Here is a 26,473-nt window from a genome sequence, read left to right on the forward strand (position 1 = left end):
TTTTTGTAAAGGATTAACGCTGTTTTAGAATGCGTAGCTTACAGAGGCAAGTACAGTGTCTTTGGTTTTGTAAACACCGTCATCTACTGCATAATCGCCATCTAAATCGGTCATGAGATAAGCGAGTGATAGACCAAAGCCTGAAAAATCAGCTGAGACACCTACTGAGTAATCAGAGTAGCTATCAAATCCTTCACCGTCGTCGAGTGCATCACCGAAGTTATAGCCGTAATGGAAATCTAAACTCCAGTTTTCAGCAAATTCCCAACCATAATTTAAGTCTATATAGTGTAAGTCTAAATCACTTCCACCGTAATCATTGGTATACCAGTAAGCGGCTCTAGCACCAAAAAAGTCAAATCCCACAGTGGCTTCTAGGTAATCTAAATCACTTTCTCCTAGATAGTTATAACGATATAAGGTGACATCCCAGCTGGCATCGTCGTTAATTTCACCCCAGTAACCGGCATAGATATCTAACTCGATATCTGGGCCATTGTAATCTTCTTCATCAAAATCGATGTTACTTGCCCAAGCGCCTACGAAGAAGCCGTTTTCAGCACTCCAATCTACGCCTGCTTGTAATGCTGGATCACCAGCCGTTTGAGATACACCGCGAAAGCGATAGTCGTTTGTTACTGAAACTTCACCCGAAAATTCAGCCATTGCAGAGCTTGAAAGCACTGAAGCTGAAAGGGTTAGGCCGGCCAATAGCGCTAGTCTTGTTTTTGTGAATGTTTTAGACACGATATCTTCTCCAATTATAGTTATATTCTCAGTTTTGTAGGGTAAAACTGATGGTGCCAACTTTTCCAAAAATACGCGTTTTGGTTTTATACTCCGTGGCGGGTATCACAGGTACATCATTATCTATAACTTGTACTATTTTTGAACCGTTTTGGTGCAATTTGCAAGTTATTATTTACTTTATAAAAACTAAACTTGTACGGTAAGTGCTTATTGAGCTTCAAAAATGACATAAACCTTTTTGCATGGTGCAACGACTTCCCATGTGCCTTTAAAGCCAGCAGGAATGACAAACTTGTCACCCACATTGACAGTCAGCTTGGTGCCATTAACATCGGTTATGATGCTAGTGCCTTCCAAAATGTCGCAATATTCATGCTCAGTATAGGTGATATTCCAGCAGCCAATGTCACTTTGCCAAATACCTACATTAAATTGTGCGCATGGGCTAGCATAATGATTTTGCACGCTTTGCAATGGGTTGCCTTTAAGTCTTTTTTCATCAGGTAAATGGTATTGATCTATTTCAGCTGATGATGTTGCAAAGCTCTCTATATCACTGATCAGTTTGGTCATGTTTAGGTACTCGAATTTAGTTCATTGTCGGCATAATAAACGCCGATCCTTCAGTGGTTACCGATGCTTTTGGCCATCTTGCAGTAATGGCTTTGCGTTTGGTATAAAAGCGCACGCCATCAGGTCCATGCATATGCAGTGGGCCAAACAGTGAACGTTTCCAACCGCCAAAGCTATGGAATGCCATTGGCACAGGAATGGGCACGTTAACTCCAACCATACCAACCTCAACATGGTGGCAAAAATGTCTTGCAGCTTCACCGTTTTGAGTGAAGATCGCGGTGCCATTACCAAACTCGTGTTTGTTGATTAGGTTAAGCGCCTCGGCGTAATCTTTTACGCGAACAATCGCTAATACAGGACCAAAAATTTCTTCTTGGTAAATGGTCATCTCAGGGGTGACGTTATCGAACAGGCATGCACCTAAAAAATAACCCTGTTGCTGATCTTTTACCGATAAACTTCTGCCATCGGCAATCAGTTTAGCTCCTTCTGCCACGCCTTTTTCCACATAGTCGCGGACTTTTTGTAGGTGTTGAGCTGAAATTAAAGGACCCATATCCATTTCTGGCGTTAAGCCGTTACCGACTTTAAGGTTTTCAATTTGAGGTAACAGCGCTTCTACTAATTTATCGCCGCTATTTCCAACCGCTAAAACCACTGAAATGGCCATACAGCGTTCGCCAGCACTGCCATAGGCTGCGCCCATAAGCGCTTTTACCGCTTGGTCTAGATCAGCATCAGGCATTAATAGCATATGGTTTTTAGCGCCACCTAATGCCTGTACCCGTTTACCGTGCGCGGATGCTGTACTGTAAATATATTCGGCGATAGGAGTCGAGCCGACAAAGCTTACGGCTTGAACATCTGGATGAGTTAGTAGGGTATCAACGGCTTCTTTGTCACCATTAACGACATTAAACACCCCATCAGGTAAACCTGCTTCAGTGAGTAATTCAGCCATGCGCATCACCGAACTAGGATCTTTTTCTGAAGGTTTCATAATGAAAGTATTACCGCAGGCAATGGCAATAGGGAACATCCACATAGGTACCATCACTGGGAAGTTAAACGGCGCGATACCCGCGACAACCCCCAAAGATTGATTCACTGACCATGAATCTACACCGCCGCCAACCTGTTGGGTATGCTCGCCTTTGAGTAAGTGTGGAATCCCACAAGCAAACTCTACCACTTCTAAACCACGGACTAATTCACCTTTGGCATCTTCTAATACTTTACCGTGCTCACGAGTGATTAGCTCCGCTAGCTCATCAATATTTTGTTCCATCAACGCTTTAAACTTGAATAACACACGAGCGCGATTAAGCGGGGTAACCTGTGACCATGTTTGATAAGCTTGTTTTGCTATTTCAACGGCATGACTGACTTCTTGTTTACATGCTAACGACACATGCCCGCGAAGCTCACCACTAGCGGGTTCATAAATAGGTTGTTGGCGTTGACTTGATTCAGTGTGCTTGCCATTGACGTAATGAGATAAAGTGAGCATAAAAAACCTTTCTATTAATAGTGTAAATGTATTTGTGTTTGTGCTGTTCAGTAATCAGGTTCGTCGGCGTTAACCTACGGCAAGGATCGCATCAGACAGGCTATTTACCATGTCATCAATTTGCGACTTTTCGACAATTAGCGGTGGTGACAGGGCTAAAATGTCGCCGGTAGCTCTGACCAAGGTGCCATTTCTAAAGCAGTGGTCGAATATCTCATAACCTCTTTTACCAGCGCCTTTATCACTAGGGGCAAACTGGATGCCGGCAACTAAACCAATATTGCGAATGTCGATAATGTTCGGTAAGCCTTTCAAGCTGTGAACGGCATCTTCAAAGTATTGGCTTAGATTTTTAGCGCGTTCAAAAAGTTGCTCTTCTTGATAGATAGCTAAAGTGGCTAATGCTGAAGCGGCTGCTACCGGATGACCTGAGTAAGTGTAACCATGGAAAAACTCGATCATGCTTTCAGGGCCTTGCATACAGGTTGCATGAATCGTGTTACTGACAAATACAGCACCCATTGGAATTGCACCATTGTTAATAGCTTTGGCTGTGGTGATGATATCTGGCGTAACCTGCCAAAACTCACTGGCAAACGCCGCGCCTAATCGGCCAAATCCGGTAATGACTTCATCAAATATCAATAAAATTCCGTGCTTTTGGGTGATTTCACGTAATCGTTTTAAATAACCATCAGGGGGTAAAATGACACCCGCTGAACCAGACATGGGTTCAACAATCACCGCGGCAATGTTTTCTGCGCCATGCAGGGTAATGAGTTGCTCTAATACTTCTGCTTTTTCAATACCATTTTTAGGTAAGCCTTTCGAGAAAGCATTGTTAGCAATATCTAAGGTGTGTGGTAAATGATCGACACCTTGCAATAACTGACCGCTAAAGGTTTTGCGGTTATTGCCAATGCCTCCAACAGAAATTCCGCCAAAACCCACGCCGTGATAACCCAGCTCTCTACCAATAAAGCGAGTACGAGAAGGTTGACCATTTGCGCGGTGATAGCACAGTGCCATTTTTAATGCGGTATCAACAGATTCAGAACCTGAATTAGTGAAAAATACTTTATCTAAACCATCAGGACTCAGTTGGGTGAGTTTGTTGGCTAATTCAAATGCCAATGGATGCCCCAACTGAAATGAAGGGGCGTAATCCATTTGATTAATTTGTTTGCTAACTGCCTCAGAAATCTTTTTGCGGCCATGACCCGCATTACAACACCATAAACCTGCAGTGGCATCTAGCACTGCTTGACCACGATCATCGGTATAGTACATACCTTCAGCTTGGGTCAGTAATCTTGGATTTTCCTTAAACTGCCGATTGGCAGTAAATGGCATCCAATAACTCGCCATGTCTGGCGTTGCAATCGACGAATTGTTTGATTGAGGCGGTTGTTGTTGCATTGATAATTCCTTGTTCTTAATCGCACTGAAAATAGTGTTATTCAGTACACTTATTTTGTAGCCAATACATCTATTGATGGTCAATATTTGCTACGCTATATCAAATATAATGAACATGGAAGAGGTTTTAGTAAAAAATTAAAGTAAATTGGACAATTTTGTAAAATATATTGAAATTTTTATCAGTTCAGCATAATTTGAAGCATCAATTACACTCTGTAATTTAAGTCAGGTTGTTTGGCGTATTAATGTTGATTAAGGCCAAACATGCACATATAGGATGTCGAGGTGGCAATGAGCTCTCCAACAAATCGTAGCGAATGGGAACAACTCGCAAAAAGTCTCACTATTAATGGCAATGCCATGATTAATGGTGTGTATAAATCTGCACAATCGGGTGAAACATTCGATTGTATTAGCCCAGTTGATGGCCGCATGCTAGCTAAAGTCGCCAGTTGTGATTATCAAGATGCAAACATGGCTGTGGCAAATGCTAAGGCCGTGTTCGAAGCGGGTACTTGGTCGCTACTTCCTCCTGTAAAACGTAAAGCCGTAATGATCCGTTTTGCCGAGCTTTTAGAGCAAAATGCAGATGAACTGGCGTTACTTGAAACCCTCGACATGGGTAAACCTATTCAGTTTGCTAAAGCGGTTGACGTTGCGGGTGCTGCTCGTGCAATCAGATGGTGTGGCGAAGCCATCGACAAAATTTATGATGAAATAGCCCCTACTGCACACAACGAAATAGGCATGATCACCCGTGAGCCTGTTGGTGTTGTTGCTGCCATTGTGCCCTGGAACTTCCCAATGATCATGGCATGTTGGAAGTTAGGCCCTGCGCTAGCTACGGGTAATAGTGTGGTATTAAAACCCTCTGAAAAGTCACCTTTAACTGCGATTAAAATGGCGCAGCTTGCATTGGATGCGGGTATTCCTAAAGGTGTGTTAAACGTATTACCTGGTTTTGGTCATACAGTTGGTAAAGCATTAGCGTTACATATGGATGTTGATACTTTGGTATTTACTGGCTCAACAAAAATTGCCAAGCAGCTGATGATTTATGCTGGGCAATCCAATATGAAGCGTGTTTGGTTAGAGGCTGGCGGAAAAAGCCCTAATATCGTTTTCAACGATGCTCCTGATTTAAAAGCGGCAGCACAAGCTGCAGCATCTGCGATTGCATTCAACCAGGGCGAGGTCTGCACTGCAGGTTCGCGTTTACTGGTTGAATCAGGTATCAAAGATGAGTTGATTCAACTTATTGCTGAAGAATTAACATCTTGGCAGCCAGGTCATCCATTAGATCCAAATACCGTTACTGGTGCGATGGTCGATACCCAGCAAATGGAAAACGTTTTAGGTTATATCAAAGCGGGTGAAGATGAAGGTGCAACCTTAGTGCAAGGCGGCAAACAAGTCATGGCGGATACCGGTGGTGTGTATGTACAACCAACGATATTCTCTGAAGTGAATAACAAAATGACCATTGCTAGCGAAGAGATTTTTGGGCCAGTGTTATCTGTGATTGAATTTGATGGTATGGATGAAGCGATTCAAATTGCTAATGACACCATTTACGGTTTAGCTGCAGGTGTGTGGACATCAAACCTTTCTAAAGCGCATAAGACAGCCAAAGCATTACGCAGTGGAATGGTATGGATTAACCATTATGATGGAGGCGATATGACAGCACCATTTGGTGGTTATAAGCAATCAGGCAACGGTCGAGATAAATCGTTACATGCATTCGACAAGTACACGGAAATCAAAGCAACCTGGATTGCCTTGTAATTTATTAACCGCGTCATTAATCTGATGTAAAATAAGCCCTGTGATCATTTATCATAGGGCTTTTTGTTGCTAGATTCGTTGCAAGTAATTGTAATGTAGCTATTTTTGTTGTTAATGGCACTTGGGGCGCTGAAAAATACTGCTTAGTGTCAAGGTAAAAGATATTCAACGGACACGTTTAGTTGGTATTTATCCAAGTTGTAGTTATTACTTGAGATTCATACACATTTTTGCTGTCCATATACTAGGATAGACATCAACTTATGACACAGGCTGCTCTTAGAATGTTTTCATCACGGTTTTATATGTTATCAGCATTAATAGCTGGGGCTTTTCTAGGCTTTATTATTTGGATTATTTATCTTGCCAATACGGGAGGATCAAGTATCTTTTTTGAGTTAATCAAACATATTCCCTATGGTGACAAAGTGGGCCATTGTTTATTATTTGGCACATTAACCTTCTTAGCTAATATCACGTTAAAGTTCAAAACCATCAAATTGGGTCGCTTTAGTGTATATATTGGGTCATGCTTAGTTGCAGTGTTTGTTCTCGGTGAAGAGATTAGCCAAGGCTTTATCCCAAGCCGCACTTTAGATATCGCAGACTTAATGGCTGACGGGGTTGGTATTGGGTTATTTAGCTATTTAACCTGGTTAACCCATCGATTTATACCGTCCTATTATCAAGGAAAAAATCATGAATAACATTACGGTTTCAACAGCCTGGTTAGTCGAGCATCTAGACGACACCAACTTTATTTTACTGGATGCCAGTATGGAAGTGGTGCTAGGTAAAGAGCCCCTGGTTTATGAACAGTTTAGGTGTATTCCAAATGCTATAAATATGCAGCTGGAACAGGATTTTTTTGATCACCACTCATCCATGTCGCATGCCATGCCAACAGTAGATCAGTTTACTCAGTCGGCGCAACAACTGGGGATTAATCAGGATAGTGTTGTGGTGATTTATGATAATCAGGGGATGTACTCTGCGCCCAGAGCCTGGTGGACCTTCAAAACCATGGGATTTGATAAAGTGTATATTCTTGATGGTGGTTTGCCCCAATGGATGGCTGAAAATTTACCCACTGCAGATCAATATATCACGCCAATCAAGTTAGGTAATGTTACAGCTACACCGCAAAATGGGGGCGTTTGTAATAGTCACATGGTGTTATGCACTTTTGACAAACAAGGTGTCACAATAATTGATGCCAGAGCCGAGGGAAGATTTAATGGGTTAGCGCCAGAGCCCAGAGCTGGAGTGAGAAGTGGCCATATTCCTGGGTCGGTAAATTTACCGTTTGCCAACGTGCTTGATGGTTATCGATTAAAGTCCCCAATGGCATTAACCACATTTTTCAAACACACGATTAATGATGATGCAGAGCAACTCATTTTTAGCTGCGGCTCAGGGATTACAGCGTGCATTTTACTGGTTGCGGCTAAAGTGTCAGGCGCACAAAATGTGATGTTATATGATGGTTCTTGGGCGGAATGGGGAGCCAATGAAACCCTGCCTATTACTCGATTGAAACCTTGAACATAGTGCTTACCTAATGCGAATGCATTCGCTCCGACTTCACTCGTGCTTACGTAAGCACGAGTGAAGTCGGAGCGGTTGATAGCGTCGTTAATATTAAAAGATATCTTTAAATCTATGGTAAAGCATGCCGGCAGCGAGCATTGGTGAGCGAAAATGCGGTCCCCCCGGAAAGGTCATGTGTTTTATTTTATCAAAAATATCGAAGCGCTCAGCTTGCTCTGTAATCGCCTCAGCAATGAGTTTAGCTGCCATATGTGTGGCATTCACCCCATGCCCTGAATATGCCTGAGCATAAAAGATATTTTGAGCATCGGGTAATCGGCCAATTTGTGGCATTCGGTTTGCGCCTATACCAATCATGCCTCCCCATTGATAATCAATTTTAACGCCTTTTAATTGTGGGAAAACATGCTCTAAATTCGGTCTGATCGCCGCTTCAATGTTACGTGGATCTTTGCCTGAGTAGGTACATAACCCGCCAAATAATAGGCGGTTATCTGCCGATAAGTGGAAGTAATCTAATGCTACCCGCATGTCAGCAAATGCCATGTTTTGTGGAATGATAGCTTGGCATTCTTCAGGTGTAAGCGGCTCAGTGGCTAATAAATAGCTACCCGCAGGTAATACTTTACCACCTACATAATCATTGAGTTTGTGACCAATGTAAGCATTACCTGCAAGCACTAGAAATCGACAATTTACTTCGCCTTTAGCTGTTTTTACGACGGGTTTAGCGCCTTTGAAAATATGCTCAGCGGGACTATTTTCAAAAATATGTACGCCCATTTCACGTGCTACACGTGCTTCACCTAATACTAAATTTAGCGGATGCAAGTGGCCGCTACCCATGTCAACAAGTGCACCCTGATAAAAATCTGATTGGATCACTTCACTGGTTCGGGTTTTATCAAGGAGCTGAATGTCATGGTGGTAGCCCGCTTGCTTTAAATCGTCAAACTCTTGTTCTAACTCGCGCAGATGTCGCGGTTTAACGGCAAGATCGCAGTAGCCCATTTGTAAATCACATTGAATATTGTGTTGTTTAATGCGCTGCTTAACAATTTCTACCGCCTCAAATCCCATTTGGGTAATGGCGTTGACGCCTTCGGTACCGATAACATTTTTAAATTGGCTGGCATCATGGCCGATACCACGGATCAGTTCACCACCATTACGACCCGAAGCTCCCCAGCCAATGCGTTTCGATTCTAAAACCGCGACACTAAATCCTTTCTGTGCGAGTTCAATCGCGGTATTAATACCACTAAAACCACCACCGACAACACAGACATCAACGTGAATCGATTCTGTTAATTGTGGATGTTCAAATAATTCTTTCGCACTATGAAAGTAAAAGGAATCTGGATAGTTATCGCTATGGATAGGTGAAGGTTTTGGCATAGCGTCTCCGACGGTATTTTTGTTAAAAGTAAAAAACTGCCAATAGGTAAGTTTTAATCGACATGTTGTGCATTTTATTTAACACTGAATTAAGCTAGAATACAATTCCTTTCATCAGTTGATGAAACGGTGTTAAATTGCAGATCCAAAGCAGGTGTTTTGAGTAGGATGTTTTTTCAGGAGAAATAAATTGGATATTGGAGCAAGCTTAAAAGCTGTTCGAAAAATGCGCGGTCTTTCTCAACGCGAATTAGCTAAACGTGCAGGTGTTACTAATAGCACTATTTCTATGATTGAAAAAAACAGTGTCAGCCCTTCGATCAGTTCTTTAAAAAAGGTGCTGGCAGGCATCCCTATGTCATTGGTAGAGTTTTTCTCTATCGAAGAAGGCACTGTCGGTGAGCAAAAAGTGGTTTATCGCTCTGAAGAACTCCTCGATATTGGGACCGGTGATTTAGTGTATAAACTGATTGGCCGAGATTATCCTAACCGAACCATGTCGCTAATGCTTGAAACCTATCCACCAGGAACCAGTACTGGTGATGATATGTTGCAACATCGTGGTGAAGAAGGGGCATATATTCTGGAGGGAAAAATAGAGCTCACCGTTGCTAATGAAACATTTGTTTTAGAAAAAGGTGATAGTTATTACTTCAGTAGTGAATTACCGCATCATTTTTCAAACCCATTCACAGAACCCTGTAAATTGGTTAGCGCCACCACCCCTGGCGATTTTTAGTCCTCCCGCACCACCACGGAGCAAGTGTTCATGCTCCGTGCTATTTCGGTTAATCCCCTTTTAAGTTCTTTCACTGAAAGACATTTATCTACTTCAGTTAATGTAAATAATATTAAGCACAGAATTGTTCGATATTCCGGATGCTTGTTATGTCTAAAGTCTTGTTTAGTGCCCGAATATATATTTTAAATTTCCATTTTATTGCCTTTTAATAACCATTTACTCTTAACTTTAGTGCGTTTGAAGGGTTTTGTTTGGTTAGGATAATAAAAGTGAATTCAGTTGTATTATTGCTATTGCCTAGTTTCAAAATTAGGTGTAGTGTGTGAAAAAACGAACACAAAATATTAGTTTATTAAGTCAGTCATCGGTTGTAGATGTATCGCAAAGTTGACAATTTAATAGCCAATAAACTTCCAAATAGAATGAAAGGTACACTGCGTTCTCGCAGTTCAACTAGGTGTGATATGTCTTTGTCAAATGTCCCAATGATTGGGGTCGTGGCATGTAATCAACAAATAGGGTTACACCCATTTAATATCGTGGGTGAAAAATACCTGCTTAGCGTAGTGAACGGCGCAAAGGGATTTCCCTTAGTGATCCCTTCATTAGGTATAGATTTACCCACCCAAGCGTTACTTTCTCGTTTAGACGGTATCTTATTTACAGGATCACCATCTAACGTTGAACCACATCATTATCAAGGCCCAAGCAGTGCTGCAGGCACTCACCATGATCCGAAACGTGACGCGACGACTTTACCGTTAATTCAAGCTGCTATTGATGCCGGCATTCCTGTGTTAGGTATTTGCCGCGGTTTTCAAGAAATGAATGTGGTGTTTGGTGGTAGTTTGCATCAAAAGTTACATGAAGTTGGCCAATATATTGAACATCGTGAAGATAAAAATGCTCCACTGGATGTGCAGTACGGCTTGTCACATAAAATCGATATTGTTCCAGGTGGATTGCTCCACGATGCATGGGGCTGTGACTTTGCAGAAGTGAATTCTGTTCATACTCAAGGTGTAGATCGTTTGGGTAAAGGGTTACAGCCAGAAGCACACGCTCTGGATGGATTAGTAGAAGCGTTCTCTGTTAAAGAGGCTCAAGCTTTCGCACTAGCGGTACAGTGGCATCCTGAGTGGAAAGTACAAGATAACCGGTTTTATTCATCAATTTTTGATGCCTTCGGCAATGCCTGCCGTTTGCATGCTGCTAAACGAGAGAAATAATAAATGGACAAGTTAATAGCGTTTTTAAAAGACAAAAAAATCACCGAAGTAGAGTGTGTTATTAGTGATATGACGGGTATTGCCCGCGGTAAAATTGCACCAGTAGATAAGTTTATCGACGAAAAAGGCATGCGTCTTCCTGAAAGTGTTTTACTGCAAACTGTGACTGGCGATTTTATCGATGACAGTATTTTTTACTCGTTACTTGATGATGCAGACATCGATTTTGTCTGTGTGCCAGATGAAAATGCGGTATTTATGTTGCCTTGGACCGTTGAAGCTACCGCACAAGTTATTCATGATTGTTATGACCGTATGGGTAACCCAATTGAGCTTTCTCCACGTAACGTGCTTAAAAAAGTGCTTAAACTTTATGAAGATAAAGGTTGGGAGCCGGTCATTGCCCCTGAAATGGAGTTTTATCTAACTCAGCGTAGCGACGATCATGACTTACCCCTTAAGCCTCCAGTTGGTCGCTCAGGTCGCCCTGAAGCCGGTCGTCAGTCTTTCTCTATAGATGCCGCTAACGAATACGATCCACTATTTGAAGACATGTATGATTGGTGTGAAGCCCAAGGCTTAGATATTGATACCTTGATCCATGAAGATGGCCCAGCGCAAATGGAGATTAACTTCAGCCACGGTAATCCGTTAGCATTAGCTGACCAAGTGTTCGTCTTTAAACGCACCCTAAAAGAAGCCGCATTAAAGCACAATGTTTGTGCCACGTTTATGGCTAAGCCTGTAACCGACGAGCCCGGCAGTGCGATGCATATTCACCAAAGTGTGATTGATAAGAAAACCGGCAAAAACATTTTTACTAAAGAAGATGGTACCCAAAGTCAGTTATTCTTGAATTACATTGCAGGCTTACAAACATATATTCCTGAGCTGTTACCTTTAATGGCGCCAAGTGCAAACTCTTTCCGCCGCTTTTTACCAGGTACATCAGCGCCAGTAAACCTTGAGTGGGGCGTAGAAAACCGCACATGTGGTTTACGTATTCCGGAGTCGTCACCACAAAATCGTCGTATTGAAAACCGTATTCCAGGCGCCGATGCGAACTGTTATTTAACTATCGCAGCCAGTTTATTATGTGGCTTTATTGGGATGGAAAAGGGTTTACGTCCATCAACACCTGTTACTGGTCGTGCAAACGAAAGTCGCACCAATAATGAATATTGTTTACCACTAACGTTAGAAGAAGCGTTAATGGCAATGCAAGACAGTGAAGCGTGTATTGAATACCTAGGCCAATCATTTACCACAGGTTTTGTGGCGGTGAAGCAAGCTGAATTAGAGAACTTCCGCCGCGTGGTAAGTTCTTGGGAACGTGAGTTCTTATTGTTAACGGTTTAAGCCTAATCGTAATATTTTCAGTGATTCTGCATTTTGATTGACGCGCTGGCAATAGTGGTTTATTGCCAGCGATAAAGGAACGGGTATGACAGACTTAACAAGATTACAGCAAGCCGATAAAGCACATTTTATCCATCCATTTACAGACTCTAAAAGCCTTGGTGAAAAAGGCACCCGCGTGATTGAACGTGCTGAAGGCGTTTACATTTGGGATGTGCAAGGTAAAAAGTTGCTTGATGGTATGGCTGGGCTTTGGTGTGTCAATGTGGGTTATGGCAGACAATCGATTGTTGATGCGGTAAGTAAGCAAATGCAGCAACTGCCTTATTACAACAGCTTCTTTCAATGCACCCATCCACCGGCAATTGAACTGGCAAAAACGATTGCTGAATTAGCCCCTAAACACATGAACACTGTGTTTTTTACGGGTTCAGGTTCAGAGTCAAATGATACTAATTTGCGTATGGTGCGCCGATACTGGGATTTAAAAGGGCAACCTAACAAGAAAACCATTATTAGTCGCCATAATGCTTATCATGGTTCTACCGTTGCGGGTGCAAGTTTGGGCGGCATGTCTGGCATGCACGAACAAGGTGATTTACCTATCCCAAAAATAGTGCACATCGCGCAGCCCTATTGGTATCAAGAGGGCGGAGATTTAACGCCAGAAGCATTTGGCCTACAAGCTGCACAAGCATTAGAAACTGAAATTTTAGCCTTGGGCGAAGACAATGTTGCCGCATTTATTGCTGAGCCTTTCCAGGGCGCGGGTGGTGTCATTATTCCTCCATCGACCTATTGGCCTGAAATTAAACGTATTTTAGCTAAATATGACATTTTACTTATTCTTGATGAAGTGATCAGTGGTTTTGGCCGAACAGGTCACTGGTTCGCCGCAGAGTATTTTGATTTGCAACCGGATCTTATTTCGATTGCTAAGGGGATGACTTCAGGATATGTGCCAATGGGTGGCGTAATAATTGCAGACAGAGTTGCAGATGTTATTAAGCAACAATGTGGCGAGTTCACCCATGGTTACACTTATTCGGGGCACCCTGTAGCGGCAGCGGCAGCATTAGAAAATATCAATATCATCAAGCAAGAAAAGCTGGTTGAAAAAGTGGGCGCTGAAATCGCACCATATTTCCAACAGGCTTTACAGCAACTCGCTGAGCATCCATTAGTGGGTGAAGTGCGCGGTTTAGGTTTGGTGGGTGCAATTGAGCTAGTGCAAAATAAAGCTAAGCGTCAACGTTATCCGTCAAACATCGGTGTGGGCACTTGGTGCCGAGACGCCTGTATTGCACATGGTTTGGTGATGCGTTCGGTCGGCGACACCATGATTATTTCGCCGCCCTTAGTCATTACTAAAGCACAAATAGATGAGTTAATTGAAAAAGCATTACTTGCGTTAAATGATACGTATACGCAATGCTTAGCGCTTAAATAGCGCGAATAAACAGACTTTACGCCTTGGCATTCAATGGCTATCAATTGCATGCTTATGGTGTAGTAGTGATTTTTTAATCAATTAGATTGTCACTATCTAGTAATTGAAAAGGTTTTTGATAGAATCCAAAAAGTTATAGCATTTTCATTTTGCTGTGATGTTACCGATGCAGAAATACGATGTAGCATTGGATAATTTCCTTTTTATAAGGGAATGATAATAACGCTTTAAAAGCGAAAAACTGTCAGCCCAGATCTGACCATTATCCAAGTAAGGGAGAACATATGAAGCTACTGAACAAACTGTCTACCATCGCGCTTATCTCAGCGTCGGTATTTGCTAGCACCTCGCTGCATGCTGAAGAAGTGGTAAAGATGTATAACTGGTCTGATTATATTGCTGAAGATACCTTAGCAAACTTCGAAAAAGAGACTGGTATTCGCGTTATTTATGACGTTTTCGATAGTAACGAAGTGCTTGAAGCTAAATTGCTTTCAGGACGCAGCGGTTATGACATCGTTGTGCCTTCAAATCACTTTTTGGCAAAACAAATTAAGGCTGGCGCGTTCCAAAAGCTTGATCGTGCTAAGTTGACTAATTATGCCAATTTACAGCCTGATTTAATGAAGCAACTAGAAAAATCGGATCCAGCTAATGAACATTCAGTGCCTTATTTATGGGGAACAAATGGTATCGGTTACAACATCGATAAAGTTAAAGCTGTGTTAGGTGAAGATGCGCCATTTGATTCATTAGAACTTATCTTTAATCCTAAGTATGCTGAGAAAATTGCATCATGTGGTTTCTCAATGCTAGATTCTGCGGACGATATGTTGCCACAAGCGCTGATTTACTTAGGTTTAGATCCAAACAGCAAAAATGCAGCTGACTATGAAAAAGCGGCTGAAGTACTTGCTAAAGTGCGCCCATATATCACTTATTTCCACTCTTCACGTTACATTTCTGATTTAGCCAATGGCGATATTTGTGTCGCCTATGGTTTCTCAGGTGATGTTTTCCAAGCAGCAGCTCGTGCTGATGAAGCTGGAAACGGTAACAAGATTGGTTATTCAATTCCAAAAGAAGGTGCAAACCTGTGGTTTGATATGTTAGCCATTCCACAAGATGCAACTAACGTTGAAAACGCACACAAGTTTATTAACTACTTATTGCGTCCAGAGGTTATCGCACCAATCACTAACTATGTTGCTTATGCTAATCCAAATGCACCAGCACAGGAATTAGTCGATGAGGCAATTAAAAACGACCCAGCAATTTATCCGTCACAAGCGGTCATTGATAAGCTTTACATTGGTGATATTCGCCCAATGAAAATTCAACGTGTTGTGACGCGCGCGTGGACTAAAGTGAAATCTGGTCAGTAATCAGGTTTTTAATAGGGCGAGGAAACTCGCCCTATTAAGTTTAGTCTTTCATCAATCAGATTTTAATGTTTCATGTAACCCAAAATAATAATCAACGTTACAGAACACATACTCCAAATAGGCGGAGCAGTATTATGGTAAACACCTCGGGCGTCACTAATAAACCAACCACAAAGACGCAAGATAAAGTACTTCTCAAAATTGATCGTGTTAGTAAACTTTTTGATGATGTCCGTGCGGTCGATAACGTCTCATTGACCATCAATCAGGGTGAAATTTTCGCATTATTAGGTGGTTCAGGATCGGGTAAATCGACTTTGCTGCGTATGCTAGCGGGGTTTGAGAGACCAACTGAAGGCCGTATTTTTCTGGACGGCGTAGATATCACCGACATGCCTCCTTACGAACGTCCAATTAATATGATGTTCCAGTCTTATGCATTATTTCCACACATGACGGTTGAACAGAACATCGCTTTTGGCCTTAAACAAGACAAAATGCCTAAAGCTGAGATTGCTCAACGCGTTGAAGAAATGCTCAAGCTGGTGCATATGGAAAAATACGCTAAGCGTAAACCACATCAATTATCAGGCGGCCAACGTCAACGTGTTGCCTTAGCACGTTCATTAGCTAAACGTCCTAAATTACTATTACTTGATGAGCCAATGGGCGCATTAGATAAAAAACTCCGTACACAGATGCAGCTTGAAGTGGTCGATATTCTTGAAGCGGTTGGCGTTACGTGTGTGATGGTAACCCACGACCAAGAAGAAGCCATGACCATGGCGGGCAGAATTTCTATTATGAATGAAGGTTGGATTGCACAAACGGGTAGCCCAATGGACATTTATGAAGCGCCAAATAGCCGTATGGTGGCTGAGTTTATCGGTACTGTTAACTTATTCGAAGGCGATATTATTGAAGATGAAGCCGACCACGCTATCATCAAATCACCTACCTTAAAACAGCCTTTTTATATTGGCCATGGTATTTCCACCAGCCTAGATAATAAAACAGTGTTACTTGCCGTACGACCTGAGAAAACCATTATTACCCGCGAGCAACCTGAGGGTGAATATAACTGGGCGAGAGGCGTTGTACATGACATTGCTTATTTAGGCGGTATTTCAGTGTTTTATATCAAACTGAGAAACAACCAAATTGTCCAATGTTCAATGGCAAACCGTGAACGTCGTGCTGATAACCCAACTTGGGAAGATGAAGTATACATCAGCTGGGAAGACACTAGTGGGGTGGTATTAAATTCATGATAAATCCATTTAAGCGCCTAAGAGGCCGACATCTCACAATAGGCATGCCCTATTTGTGGCTACTGATGTTTTTTGCTTTGCCGTTTGCAATCGTCCTTAAGTTGAGTTTTTCAACTGCGGCAATTGCAATTCCTCCGTATGAAGCAACATTTAGTTATATTGACGAGTCATTATCAATATTTTTAAATTTAGGTAATTATTTATTGTTGTTACAAGACTCCATGTATTACATGGCGTATTTAACATCACTCAAAATGGCATTAATTGCCACAATCGGCTGTTTAGTACTGGGTTTCCCGATGGCGTACGCCATAGCCAGAGCGCCTGCAAGATTTCAGCCGGTATTATTGTTACTGGTGATGTTACCTTCTTGGACTTCATTCTTAATTCGAGTGTATGCCTGGATGGGGATTTTAAGTAACACAGGATTAATCAATAACTTCTTAATGTGGTTAGGGGTTATTTCTGAACCTATCCAAATGTTGAACACAAATTTTGCGGTTTATATCGGCATTGTTTATGCCTATCTACCGTTTATGATTTTGCCGCTATATGCCACTTTGGTGAAGATGGACATGAGCTTAATTGAGGCTGCATCAGATTTAGGTTCAAGTAGCTTTAATACTTTCTGGAAAATCACTTTGCCTTTAGCTATGGGCGGTGTGGTAGCGGGCTCAATGTTGGTGTTTATTCCTGCTGTGGGCGAGTTCGTAATTCCTGAATTGCTAGGTGGTCCTGACTCATTAATGATTGGTAAGGTACTGTGGCAAGAGTTCTTTAATAACCGCGATTGGCCTGTTGCGTCATCACTTGCCATTGTGATGTTAGCTCTGCTTATTGTGCCAATAACCTTGTTCCATAGATATCAGTCACGCAACATGGAGAACGATGCATGAAGAAGTTAAGTTTCTCTAAAGTGATGCTGTGGTTTGGCTTGCTATTTCTGTATGCGCCAATGTTTATTTTGGTTATTTATTCATTCAACGAGTCTAAGCTTGTTACCGTGTGGAGTGGTTTTTCACCTAAATGGTACGGTGAGTTATTTCGTGATGAGCAAATCTTAGATGCGGTATGGGTGAGTTTACGTATTGCATTTTACAGCGCAACGATGGCGGTTATTATTGGCACTATGGCGGCATTCGTCATGACACGATTCCGTCGCTCATGGGCTAAGTTAACCTTATCAAATATGATCACCGCACCGCTGGTTATGCCTGAAGTAATCACTGGTTTGTCATTACTTCTGCTTTTTGTACAAATGGCAGATACTTTTGGCTGGCCTGCTGAACGCGGTATGTTAACCGTATGGATAGCACATTCAACATTCTGTGCGGCCTATGTTGCGGTCGTTGTGTCGTCACGGTTACGTGAGTTAGACCAGTCAATTGAAGAAGCTGCAATGGATTTAGGGGCAACCCCACTAAAAACCTTCTTCTTGATTACTGTGCCAATGATCGCACCAGCATTAATTGCTGGCTGGTTGTTGTCGTTCAGTTTATCGTTAGATGACTTGGTTATTGCCAGCTTTGCATCAGGTCCTGGGTCAACAACCTTGCCCATGGTGGTCTTTTCATCGGTGCGTTTAGGTGTTTCACCTAAGATTAACGCGTTAGCGACGATTATTATTCTAGCGGTATCTTTGGTTGCTTTCTTGTCATGGTATTTGACCAGACGCGCAGAGAAAAAAGCCAAAGAAGCGATGGAATCTTAATTTCATCATATTTAAAAAAAGCGCGTGATGATTCAAATTATTGGATAATCTACGCGCTTTTTTATTGCTTACTTCCACTCGGGTTCGTTAGCAAACTGACAGATATCAAGTCAGCGAAACACATTAATAGCAAACATTTTGGCGATAAACCTGAGCCATTCACACCCATGCTAAAACAATTCTTATTAAACAAAGATTGTCTTATATTTTGTGTTTAATATTTTAAACGAACTGTAAATAATTATGTGTTTTTTGCTAGTTTTTATTTTAGCCTAGGTGTAGGATTAGACAGTTGTATTTTGCAATGTACATATAAGGGAAATGCTATGTCCGCGACACCTCATGCTAGTTCATATTACGCCGCGTCGGCCAACGATAAAGTGGAGCGTCCTAGACTTGAGTCATCAATAGAAACAGATGTTTGTATTGTTGGTGCAGGTTACACAGGTTTGTCTTCTGCGCTGCATCTTTTAGAGAGCGGTATGAAGGTTGTGGTACTTGAAGCCGCCCGTATCGGTTGGGGAGCTTCTGGCCGAAATGGTGGCCAAATAGTTAACTCTTTTAGCCGTGATATCGACAGTATTGAAAAAGTGGTTGGTAAAGAACAGGCAAAACTTTTTGGCCAAATGGCATTTGAAGGCGGGCGCATTATTCGCGAACGTATTGCCAAATATAATATTGACTGTGACCTAAAAGATGGTGGCGTTTTTGCTGCTATGAATAAAAAACAAATGGGCCATTTACAGTCTCAAAAAAATCTATGGGAAGCCCATGGACACAATCAACAACTTGAAATATTAGATCAAGATGCCATTCGCAAAGTGGTTGACACAGATTTGTACGTTGGTGGCTTATTGGATAAAAGTGGTGGTCATATTCACCCACTGAATTTAGCCTTAGGTGAGGCGCGTGCTGTTGAGTCGTTAGGCGGATTGATTTTTGAGGACTCTGCAGTCATTGATATAGACGATGGGGCATCACCCGTTGTGCGCACAGCTCATGGCCAGGTGAAATGTAAATTTGTGATTGTTGCGGGTAACGCCTACCTAGGCAAGTTGTTACCAGAGTTGCATGCTAAATCAATGCCTTGTGGCACCCAAGTGGTGACCACCGAACCGCTTTCTGATGAGCTTGCCGCCAGTATTTTACCGCAAGATTACTGTGTAGAAGATTGTAACTACTTGCTTGATTATTATCGTTTAAGCGGTGATAAGCGGTTAATTTTTGGCGGTGGTGTGGTATATGGCGCTCGTGATCCTGCCAATATTAAAGCGCTAATTGAACCGAAATTATTGAAAACTTTCCCGCAATTAAAAGACGTAAAAATCGATTATGCCTGGACAGGTAACTTTTTAATGACCTTATCGCGTTTACCGCAAGTAGGGCGTATTGGCCATAATATTTATTACTCACAAGGTTGTAGCGGTCATGGTGTTACCTACACTCATTTAGCCGGTAAATTACTGGCTGAAATGCTAAACGGTCAGGCGACCCGATTTGACGCGTTTGCGGCATTACCGCACTATCCATTCCCAGGTGGACACGCTTTAAGAGTGCCGTTTAGTGCACTAGGTGCCTGGTATTACACAATGCGCGATAAGTTCGGCATTTAACTTCGGATTATTGAGATAAAGGAGCTCGTCATGGTGTTGAATGATCCAAGCTTATTACACGAACAATGCTACATCGACGGCCAATGGGTCGCTGCCAACTCTGGTGAAACCATTGCGATTGCCAATCCTGCCAATCATGAGATTATCGGCCACGTACCAGTTATGGGGGCGGCTGAGACATCGGTGGCCATCGATGCGGCCAATAAAGCATTGCCTGCCTGGCGTGCACTGACCGCTAAAGAGCGCAGTAGTAAGTTACGACGTTGGTTTGAGCTATTAATTGAAAACGCAGATGATCTTGCGCTGCTAATGACAACCGAACAGGGCAAACCTTTAGCTGAAGCAAAGGGCGAAGTTGCCTATGCCGCTTCATTTATTGAATGGTTTGCTGAAGAAGCTAAGCGCGTTTATGGCGATACTATTCCTGGGCATCAAGCCGATAAAAGACTGACTGTTATCAAGCAACCTGTTGGTGTGACTGCGGCGATTACCCCATGGAACTTTCCAGCGGCAATGATCACTCGTAAAGCCGCGCCAGCATTAGCCGCAGGTTGTACTATGGTGGTTAAACCTGCGCCACAAACACCGTTTACGGCTTTGGCGTTAGCTGAGTTGGCTCATCGTGCAGGTATTCCTGCAGGCGTATTTAGTGTGGTCACCGGTGATGCCATAGCTATTGGTAACACCCTTTGTGATAGTCCTATTGTGCGGAAGTTATCGTTTACTGGTTCAACCGCTGTTGGTATTAAGCTGATGCAGCAATGTGCGCCTACGCTTAAAAAGATGTCTTTAGAATTGGGCGGCAATGCGCCGTTTATCGTATTTGATGATGCTGATTTAGATGCCGCCGTTGATGGCGCAATGATTGCTAAATACCGTAATGCCGGACAAACCTGTGTTTGTGCGAATCGCATATACGTGCAAGCTGGCGTTTATGATGCTTTCATTCAGAAATTTGCCGATGCAGTCAGCAAGTTAAAAGTGGGTGCAGGTACCGAACAAGGCGTCACCACTGGACCATTAATTAATGCTGATGCGGTGGCTAAAGTACAATGTCATTTAGATGATGCGGTAAGTAAAGGCGCTAGCATTGTCGCTGGCGGAAAACCCCATGACTTAGGTGGGTACTTCTTTCAACCAACCATCATACGTGATGTAGATAAAAGCATGTTAGTGGCTCGTGAAGAAACCTTTGGCCCATTAGCGCCAGTGTTTAAATTTGAATGTGTTGATGATGTCATCAATCAAGCTAATGATACTGAGTTTGGTTTAGCGGCCTATTTTTATGGTCGAGATATCTCCTTGGTATACAAAGTGGCTGAAGCACTTGAATATGGCATGGTCGGGGTTAACACAGGCTTAATCTCTAATGAAGTCGCACCATTTGGTGGCATTAAGTCTTCAGGTTTAGGTCGCGAAGGTTCTAAATTTGGCATCGAGGAATACCTCGAAATGAAATATATCTGTATGTCGGTTTAGTCCGCATCAAGGGGAGAAGGCAATGAGTAAAACAAACGAAGGATTAATGGCCCGTCGCCAAGCAGCGGTAGCTCAAGGTGTAGGGCAAATTCACCCTATTTTTACCCAGCGTGCTGAAAATGCCACGGTATGGGATGTAGAAGGTCGTGAATATATCGATTTTGCTGGTGGCATTGCGGTGTTAAACACGGGGCATTTGCACCCAAAAGTGAAGGCGGCTGTTCAAGCGCAATTAAACGATTTTTCGCACACTTGTTTTATGGTGCTTGGCTATGAAAACTACATTGAAGTGTGCGAAAAACTCAATCATTTAGTGCCAGGTGATTTTGCTAAGAAAACCGCTTTATTTACCAGCGGTTCAGAAGCGGTTGAGAATGCCGTTAAAGTCGCTCGAGCTTATACCAAGCGCGCGGGAGTGATTGCATTTACTTCTGGTTATCACGGTCGCACAATCGCGGCATTAGCCTTAACCGGTAAAGTCGCACCATACAGTAAAGGTATGGGGTTAATGTCAGCGAACGTATTTAGGGCTGAATTTCCTTGTGAGCTACATGGTGTATCTGAAGATGCTGCAATGGCTTCAATTGAGCGAATTTTCAAAAATGATGCTGAGCCAAGCGATATCGCCGCGATAATACTTGAGCCAGTTCAAGGTGAGGGCGGGTTCTATGCCGCATCGCCAAGTTTTATGCAACGATTACGTCAATTGTGTGATACCCATGGCATCATGTTAATTGCAGATGAAGTGCAAACTGGTGCGGGTCGTACGGGCACCTTCTTTGCGATGGAGCAAATGGGTGTTGCACCTGACATTACTACTTTTGCTAAATCAATTGCTGGTGGTTTCCCGTTATCTGGGATAACCGGGCGTGCAGAGGTGATGGATGCGATAGGCCCTGGAGGCTTAGGCGGTACTTACGGCGGCAGTCCGTTGGCATGTGCTGCGGCTTTAGCGGTAATTGAGGTTTTTGAGCAGGAACAATTACTTGAGCGCGCCAATAGCTTAGGTGGCCGCATTAAAGCATCTATTACGGCAATGCAAAGCAAATATAGCCAAATTGCTGAGGTACGTGGTTTAGGTGCAATGATTGCCATTGAACTGATGGAAAATGGCCAACCAGCACCGCAATATTGTCCAAAAGTGTTAGCGGAAGCCCGCGAGCGTGGATTGATTTTATTGTCTTGCGGCACCTACGGAAACGTTCTACGCGTGTTAGTGCCTTTAACAGCGCCAGATGCACAAGTTGATGCTGGTTTGGCGATTATGGATGAAGTCTTTGGCGTTGTTTTTAAAGGGTAAATTCTATTAGGTTTGCATGATATTTAAGCCCTATTTACTAATAGGGCTTTTTTTGTCCCTAAGCCTCACGTTTTCAAGAATCTAGACTAGACTAAAGTGTGTATTTGCAATTTTAGCAAAACAATAATAATGATAATAAAAGCGGAGTTAAAATATGAAGGCATTGCCTGTCAAAACAAAATTACTTTGGATTACTTCAGGATTGTTCTTGCTGATCGTATTAACGTTATCATTAAGTTTATGGTGGGGATTAAGCGATAAAAATAAAATATTGTCTGCACAAGTGGATGACACCTTACATCAAGAAATTAGTCAAAAATTATCCGCAAAGGCTGCCGAGTATGGTCAACAAATTGCTGGGTTTATTAATGAGGCTTACCGTATCCCTTTTTCGTTTTCTGGAATGGCAGAATACACCGCCCAAAATGAACCGCTTGACCGTTCAAAACTAGAAGCTCTGCTCGTTGCTAACTTACGCAAGAATGCGCAAATATCTTCCATGTATGCCCAATTTGAGGCAAACGGCTACGACGGTAGAGACAGTGATTATCTGCAAAATTTTAGTCACAGTGTGCCTGATAATGGTGGGTTAGAGATTTATTACACCCGTAATGATGACGGTACAACAGAACATCAACAAGTGGATGATGCTGAAGAAAAGTATATTGAAACTCTTAATGAATTTGGCATACGGGAGGCTGAATGGTATTTATGCGTCAAAGACACCAAAAAACCTTGTTTGATGGAACCATACTTGTATGAGATCACCCCGGGTAATAATGCATTAATGACCTCACTTACCGTGCCAGTTTTGGTTAATCAACAATTTAAAGGTATGGTTGGGGTTGATGTTAATTTACCTATTTTTCAAAAGTTAATCGTTCAATTATCACAAAGTTTGTATCAGGGAAAAGCGAAAGTTACTTTGTTAAGCCAACGTGGCCTTGTGGTTGCTGCCAGCCATTATGACAAGTTAGCTAGGCCGCTTGCTGAGTCTATCCCTCCTCAAAAAGCATCTGAATTAATGAAGCTGCATAACAGTAATCAAATCTACAGTGATGATGACATTATAGCTGTGGCTTTTCCTATTCAAATTCCACTAGCTCAGGCTACCTGGTCATTGGTTATTGAGGTGCCGAAAGAGCAAGCATTTGCGGCAATTACTAAAATGGACGATGCCATGGATGAGATGGCGGCATCATTGGGGAGTTTGTTGTTAACGCTTGGGGCTATTGTGTCAGTGATTGCTATTGGCCTAATTAGCATAGTGATCCGCAGCATTATTTCACCGCTGAATATGATCCAACAAAGGGTCGAAAATTTAGGCAGCGCTGAAGGGGATTTAACCCAATCTATTCATGTGGATTCACATGCCGAACTCATTGCGTTAGCAAAAGGATTTAATCTCTTTATCACTAAACTGAGAGACCTGATTATTGGCCTTAAAGGTTTGGCCGATCGTTCACAATCTGAAAGTCAAAAGTCTGCCAAAATTGCGCAATTAACCCGTGAAAGTGTTAATCGTCAATATGCTGAAATTGACAGTGTCGTTACCGCGGTGAACCAAATGAGTGCCGCAGCGCTAGAAGTGGCTAAAGCCTCAGAACAAACCGCCCACGAAACAGAGTCTATGACTAAGAATGTTAAAGAGGGCGAGCAGCGACTTACCAAAGCAATGAGCTACGTGAATGAGATGTCTGTTGAGTCTGCTCAAGCGCAAAAAGCGGTTGAATTGGTTTCTCAAAGTAGTGGCAATATCAGCGGTATTCTAGAAGTCATTAGTTCAATTGCGGGGCAAACTAACCTGTTAGCATTGAATGCGGCGATTGAGGCGGCAAGAGCTGGTGAGCAAGGGCGTGGTTTTGCTGTGGTGGCAGATGAGGTTCGAGCGTTAGCGTCAAAAACACAAAACTCTACTGATCAAATCACTAAACTGATTGATTCGTTGCAATCAGAAGTTCGTAATGCATCCAGCATTATTGATAAAGGTGCTCAAGGTGCGCAGCTTGCCGTTGAGCAAACAGAAATGGCTTTATCATCTCTCAATGCGATTGTGGTGCAGATTAATGAAGTGTCATCGCAGGTGACTCATATCGCTACGGCGGCGGAAGAGCAAAGTATGGTTACTGAAGAGGTCAGTCGAAATATTACCGGTATTTCAGATTCAGCCGCTGAGTTGTCACAGCTTGCAGATGAAGCTCAACAAAGTAGCCAATCGTTAGCTGAGTTAGTACAACAACAGCATAGCGAATTAGGTAAACTAAGAACCTAATTGTCATAGCTATTACAGTTAAAAGGTGGCCCAATGGCCACCTTTTGTTTATGCTGCATTTTTATTTTTAGATGGTTATCTAATGACAGAGTTTATTGCGCCCCCTTGTCTTGGTCATATTGATATCTTGTTTCAAGATGAGCACTTATTGATCATTAACAAACCCTCTGGTCTGTTAAGTTTATCGGGCAAAAATCCACTTAATTTAGATTCTGTACATCATCGCCTCACAAAGGACTTTCCATGTTGTACGCTAATACATAGGTTAGATTTTGGTACCTCTGGCATTATGCTGGTGGCATTAAATAAAGGCATTAATGGCCTACTGACGAAACAGTTTCAAAATGGCGAAGTCGATAAAACCTATACTGCGATATTACAAGGCGAGTTATCTGCCTTAAAAGGCGATATCACAGCCCCTATAGCTAAAGGTGATTTTCCTTTAATGAAGGTGTGTGACACGGGCAAAACGGCTCACAGCCATTACCGCGTGTTGGAAACCAACCTATTAGGCCAAGGTCAGCCCGTGACGAAAGTGCTATATAGTCCAATTACAGGGAGAACCCATCAACTAAGGCTGCATAGCCAGTATATTGGTCACCCTATTATAGGGTGCGATCTGTATACCTTGGGTAACTCACAGAAACTCGCGCCACGATTAATGCTTCATGCCAGTAGTTTGTCATTTGTTCATCCCATTACCAGCGTGAGAATGAAAATAGAGAGTCAGAGTGAGTTTTAAATAATCATTCATGACGTCATAAAACTGGTGCATAATATAACCAAAAGATATTAATTATTAAGTTTATAGGGAATCTGCATGATAGGGACAGCGTTAGATTATTTAGCTTTGGTGACCTTTCTTACCTGTTGGTTGGGCTATACCCAGTTTTCAAAGCGCAAAGCTAAAACCACTAACTGTATTGCCAGAGTTATGCATCAACAACGAATTCATTGGATGTCGCAAATCATTGCCAAAGAGGTTCGAGTCGGCGAGGCGGCATTGTTGGCCAATCTTGAGCGCAACATTGCCTTTTTTGCTTCTACAACATTACTTATTTTAGCGGGTGTGCTGACCTTGTTCTCACAGGTTGAAAAACTTGAAATGGTTATTGGCTCTATTCCATTTTCTGTATCGCCAGATCACGCTTTGGTACAAGTGAAACTGGCGTTATTGGCTTGTATTTTTGTATTAGCCTTCTTCCAGTTTACTTGGTCAATGCGTCAGTATGGTTTCGTCAATGTGATGATAGGAGCTGCGCCCCTAGATAAATCTGGCACAGATAAAAATTTGCTGGCTTATGCTAGGCAGATGGCCGTGGTACAAGATCAAGCTGCACATTCATACAACTATGGCCTGCGGTCATACTACTTTGCTATGGCGGCCTTGTGCTGGTTTTTACATCCATCGGCGTTCATTTTTGCTAGTCTTTTTGTTGTTTATACCCTGTATCAACGTGAGTTTAATTCTCGCGCGGTACAAGCTATTACCTTAGCCCAGTCGCATTTAGAAAAAGATCCCGCTTATAAAGTGAATGAATAGTCGACTGATTGATAAATTAGAGACACAAAAAAGCCCATTTATAAAATTAATGCTATTCGGATAAGCATTACTGTTTATATTTAAGTGGATAGCGGCTAGGTATATAGAGCACTGATCGTGGATA

General features: G+C 42.4%; 22 protein-coding genes. 17 read left to right on the forward strand and 5 right to left on the reverse strand.

Annotation, left to right across the window (positions count from 1 at the left end; all coding sequences use genetic code 11):
* Nucleotides 1–24: 24 nt before the first annotated feature.
* From ORI98_RS15665 to ORI98_RS15680, 4 genes are all read right to left on the reverse strand, one after another.
* On the reverse strand, nt 25–747 hold the full coding sequence (locus ORI98_RS15665; RefSeq protein WP_261297485.1) for a TorF family putative porin: 723 nt from the start codon (nt 745–747) through the stop codon (nt 25–27).
* Between the two features lie 210 nt (nt 748–957).
* Nucleotides 958–1,323, reverse strand: a complete 366-nt coding sequence (locus ORI98_RS15670; protein WP_261297486.1) for a cupin domain-containing protein — start codon at nt 1,321–1,323, stop codon at nt 958–960.
* A gap of 16 nt (nt 1,324–1,339) precedes the next feature.
* On the reverse strand, nt 1,340–2,836 hold the full coding sequence (locus ORI98_RS15675) for a CoA-acylating methylmalonate-semialdehyde dehydrogenase (RefSeq protein ID WP_261297487.1): 1,497 nt from the start codon (nt 2,834–2,836) through the stop codon (nt 1,340–1,342).
* Between the two features lie 69 nt (nt 2,837–2,905).
* Nucleotides 2,906–4,255 carry an aspartate aminotransferase family protein gene (locus tag ORI98_RS15680; protein ID WP_261297488.1) on the reverse strand — a complete coding sequence of 450 codons (1,350 nt, stop codon included), beginning with the start codon at nt 4,253–4,255 and terminating at the stop codon, nt 2,906–2,908.
* 294 nt (nt 4,256–4,549) lie between these two features.
* On the opposite strand from ORI98_RS15680, the gene ORI98_RS15685 reads away from it, so the two are divergent.
* The 3 genes from ORI98_RS15685 to ORI98_RS15695 all read left to right on the forward strand — a co-directional run bounded on the left by ORI98_RS15685 (nt 4,550) and on the right by ORI98_RS15695 (nt 7,591).
* Complete coding sequence (locus ORI98_RS15685; protein WP_261297489.1) at nt 4,550–6,046, forward strand: aldehyde dehydrogenase; 1,497 nt, start codon at nt 4,550–4,552, stop codon at nt 6,044–6,046.
* A 305-nt stretch (nt 6,047–6,351) separates the two neighbouring features.
* Nucleotides 6,352–6,753: a VanZ family protein gene (locus ORI98_RS15690; protein ID WP_306135856.1), complete on the forward strand. Its 402-nt coding sequence runs from the start codon at nt 6,352–6,354 to the stop codon at nt 6,751–6,753.
* Entirely contained in the window at nt 6,746–7,591 is an 846-nt protein-coding gene (locus ORI98_RS15695) for a sulfurtransferase (RefSeq protein ID WP_306135857.1), read from the forward strand. Before ORI98_RS15690 ends, ORI98_RS15695 begins: the two co-directional genes overlap by 8 nt.
* A gap of 96 nt (nt 7,592–7,687) precedes the next feature.
* On the opposite strand, the gene ORI98_RS15700 is transcribed toward ORI98_RS15695, so the two are convergent.
* Nucleotides 7,688–8,995 carry an FAD-binding oxidoreductase gene (locus ORI98_RS15700; RefSeq protein WP_306135859.1) on the reverse strand — a complete coding sequence of 436 codons (1,308 nt, stop codon included), beginning with the start codon at nt 8,993–8,995 and terminating at the stop codon, nt 7,688–7,690.
* Nucleotides 8,996–9,185: 190 nt separating this feature from the next.
* Here ORI98_RS15700 and ORI98_RS15705 point away from each other — a divergent pair, with 190 nt between their 5' ends.
* The 14 genes from ORI98_RS15705 (at nt 9,186) to ORI98_RS15770 (ending at nt 26,349) form a co-directional block, all read left to right on the forward strand.
* Nucleotides 9,186–9,734: a cupin domain-containing protein gene (locus ORI98_RS15705; protein WP_261297493.1), complete on the forward strand. Its 549-nt coding sequence runs from the start codon at nt 9,186–9,188 to the stop codon at nt 9,732–9,734.
* A gap of 467 nt (nt 9,735–10,201) precedes the next feature.
* Nucleotides 10,202–10,966 (forward strand): gamma-glutamyl-gamma-aminobutyrate hydrolase family protein, encoded by a 765-nt coding sequence (locus ORI98_RS15710; RefSeq protein WP_306135860.1) that lies wholly within the window; start codon nt 10,202–10,204, stop codon nt 10,964–10,966.
* 3 nt (nt 10,967–10,969) lie between these two features.
* Nucleotides 10,970–12,325, forward strand: a complete 1,356-nt coding sequence (locus tag ORI98_RS15715; RefSeq protein ID WP_261297495.1) for a glutamine synthetase family protein — start codon at nt 10,970–10,972, stop codon at nt 12,323–12,325.
* 85 nt (nt 12,326–12,410) lie between these two features.
* Nucleotides 12,411–13,775: an aspartate aminotransferase family protein gene (locus ORI98_RS15720; protein ID WP_261297496.1), complete on the forward strand. Its 1,365-nt coding sequence runs from the start codon at nt 12,411–12,413 to the stop codon at nt 13,773–13,775.
* Between the two features lie 284 nt (nt 13,776–14,059).
* Complete coding sequence (locus ORI98_RS15725) at nt 14,060–15,160, forward strand: polyamine ABC transporter substrate-binding protein (RefSeq protein WP_306135861.1); 1,101 nt, start codon at nt 14,060–14,062, stop codon at nt 15,158–15,160.
* Nucleotides 15,161–15,294: 134 nt separating this feature from the next.
* A complete protein-coding gene (gene potA, locus ORI98_RS15730) occupies nt 15,295–16,431 on the forward strand; it encodes a polyamine ABC transporter ATP-binding protein (protein WP_261297498.1) in 1,137 nt (378 codons plus the stop codon).
* On the forward strand, nt 16,428–17,327 hold the full coding sequence (locus tag ORI98_RS15735; protein WP_261297499.1) for an ABC transporter permease subunit: 900 nt from the start codon (nt 16,428–16,430) through the stop codon (nt 17,325–17,327). Before potA ends, ORI98_RS15735 begins: the two co-directional genes overlap by 4 nt.
* Complete coding sequence (locus tag ORI98_RS15740) at nt 17,324–18,142, forward strand: ABC transporter permease subunit (RefSeq protein WP_306135862.1); 819 nt, start codon at nt 17,324–17,326, stop codon at nt 18,140–18,142. Before ORI98_RS15735 ends, ORI98_RS15740 begins: the two co-directional genes overlap by 4 nt.
* 326 nt (nt 18,143–18,468) lie before the next feature.
* A complete protein-coding gene (locus ORI98_RS15745) occupies nt 18,469–19,755 on the forward strand; it encodes an FAD-binding oxidoreductase (RefSeq protein WP_261297501.1) in 1,287 nt (428 codons plus the stop codon).
* Between the two features lie 30 nt (nt 19,756–19,785).
* The gene (gene gabD, locus ORI98_RS15750; RefSeq protein ID WP_306135863.1) at nt 19,786–21,234 is read left to right on the forward strand and encodes an NADP-dependent succinate-semialdehyde dehydrogenase; all 1,449 of its coding nucleotides are present in this window, start codon (nt 19,786–19,788) and stop codon (nt 21,232–21,234) included.
* A gap of 22 nt (nt 21,235–21,256) precedes the next feature.
* Nucleotides 21,257–22,534, forward strand: coding sequence for a 4-aminobutyrate--2-oxoglutarate transaminase (gabT, locus tag ORI98_RS15755; protein ID WP_261297503.1), 1,278 nt, complete (start codon nt 21,257–21,259; stop codon nt 22,532–22,534).
* A gap of 154 nt (nt 22,535–22,688) precedes the next feature.
* Nucleotides 22,689–24,806, forward strand: a complete 2,118-nt coding sequence (locus tag ORI98_RS15760) for a methyl-accepting chemotaxis protein (RefSeq protein ID WP_306135864.1) — start codon at nt 22,689–22,691, stop codon at nt 24,804–24,806.
* Between the two features lie 82 nt (nt 24,807–24,888).
* Nucleotides 24,889–25,548 (forward strand): RluA family pseudouridine synthase, encoded by a 660-nt coding sequence (locus ORI98_RS15765; protein WP_306135865.1) that lies wholly within the window; start codon nt 24,889–24,891, stop codon nt 25,546–25,548.
* Nucleotides 25,549–25,626: 78 nt separating this feature from the next.
* Nucleotides 25,627–26,349, forward strand: a complete 723-nt coding sequence (locus ORI98_RS15770) for a DUF599 domain-containing protein (protein ID WP_261297506.1) — start codon at nt 25,627–25,629, stop codon at nt 26,347–26,349.
* Nucleotides 26,350–26,473: the final 124 nt, after the last annotated feature.

This window comes from Shewanella sp. ULN5 (assembly GCF_030731885.1).
GTDB lineage: Bacteria > Pseudomonadota > Gammaproteobacteria > Enterobacterales > Shewanellaceae > Shewanella > Shewanella holmiensis.

What these genes read in the sequence shown, in the direction of transcription:
- potA (WP_261297498.1), top strand. Translation starts at nt 15,295, where the DNA reads ATGGTAAACACCTCGGGCGTCACTAATAAACCAACCACAAAGACGCAA.
- ORI98_RS15720 (WP_261297496.1), top strand. Translation starts at nt 12,411, where the DNA reads ATGACAGACTTAACAAGATTACAGCAAGCCGATAAAGCACATTTTATC.
- gabT (WP_261297503.1), top strand. Translation starts at nt 21,257, where the DNA reads ATGAGTAAAACAAACGAAGGATTAATGGCCCGTCGCCAAGCAGCGGTA.
- ORI98_RS15680 (WP_261297488.1), bottom strand. Translation starts at nt 4,255, where the DNA reads ATGCAACAACAACCGCCTCAATCAAACAATTCGTCGATTGCAACGCCA.
- ORI98_RS15675 (WP_261297487.1), bottom strand. Translation starts at nt 2,836, where the DNA reads ATGCTCACTTTATCTCATTACGTCAATGGCAAGCACACTGAATCAAGT.
- ORI98_RS15710 (WP_306135860.1), top strand. Translation starts at nt 10,202, where the DNA reads ATGTCTTTGTCAAATGTCCCAATGATTGGGGTCGTGGCATGTAATCAA.
- ORI98_RS15740 (WP_306135862.1), top strand. Translation starts at nt 17,324, where the DNA reads ATGAAGAAGTTAAGTTTCTCTAAAGTGATGCTGTGGTTTGGCTTGCTA.
- ORI98_RS15760 (WP_306135864.1), top strand. Translation starts at nt 22,689, where the DNA reads ATGAAGGCATTGCCTGTCAAAACAAAATTACTTTGGATTACTTCAGGA.
- ORI98_RS15765 (WP_306135865.1), top strand. Translation starts at nt 24,889, where the DNA reads ATGACAGAGTTTATTGCGCCCCCTTGTCTTGGTCATATTGATATCTTG.
- ORI98_RS15735 (WP_261297499.1), top strand. Translation starts at nt 16,428, where the DNA reads ATGATAAATCCATTTAAGCGCCTAAGAGGCCGACATCTCACAATAGGC.
- gabD (WP_306135863.1), top strand. Translation starts at nt 19,786, where the DNA reads ATGGTGTTGAATGATCCAAGCTTATTACACGAACAATGCTACATCGAC.
- ORI98_RS15700 (WP_306135859.1), bottom strand. Translation starts at nt 8,995, where the DNA reads ATGCCAAAACCTTCACCTATCCATAGCGATAACTATCCAGATTCCTTT.
- ORI98_RS15690 (WP_306135856.1), top strand. Translation starts at nt 6,352, where the DNA reads ATGTTATCAGCATTAATAGCTGGGGCTTTTCTAGGCTTTATTATTTGG.
- ORI98_RS15695 (WP_306135857.1), top strand. Translation starts at nt 6,746, where the DNA reads ATGAATAACATTACGGTTTCAACAGCCTGGTTAGTCGAGCATCTAGAC.
- ORI98_RS15715 (WP_261297495.1), top strand. Translation starts at nt 10,970, where the DNA reads ATGGACAAGTTAATAGCGTTTTTAAAAGACAAAAAAATCACCGAAGTA.
- ORI98_RS15685 (WP_261297489.1), top strand. Translation starts at nt 4,550, where the DNA reads ATGAGCTCTCCAACAAATCGTAGCGAATGGGAACAACTCGCAAAAAGT.
- ORI98_RS15725 (WP_306135861.1), top strand. Translation starts at nt 14,060, where the DNA reads ATGAAGCTACTGAACAAACTGTCTACCATCGCGCTTATCTCAGCGTCG.
- ORI98_RS15745 (WP_261297501.1), top strand. Translation starts at nt 18,469, where the DNA reads ATGTCCGCGACACCTCATGCTAGTTCATATTACGCCGCGTCGGCCAAC.
- ORI98_RS15770 (WP_261297506.1), top strand. Translation starts at nt 25,627, where the DNA reads ATGATAGGGACAGCGTTAGATTATTTAGCTTTGGTGACCTTTCTTACC.
- ORI98_RS15670 (WP_261297486.1), bottom strand. Translation starts at nt 1,323, where the DNA reads ATGACCAAACTGATCAGTGATATAGAGAGCTTTGCAACATCATCAGCT.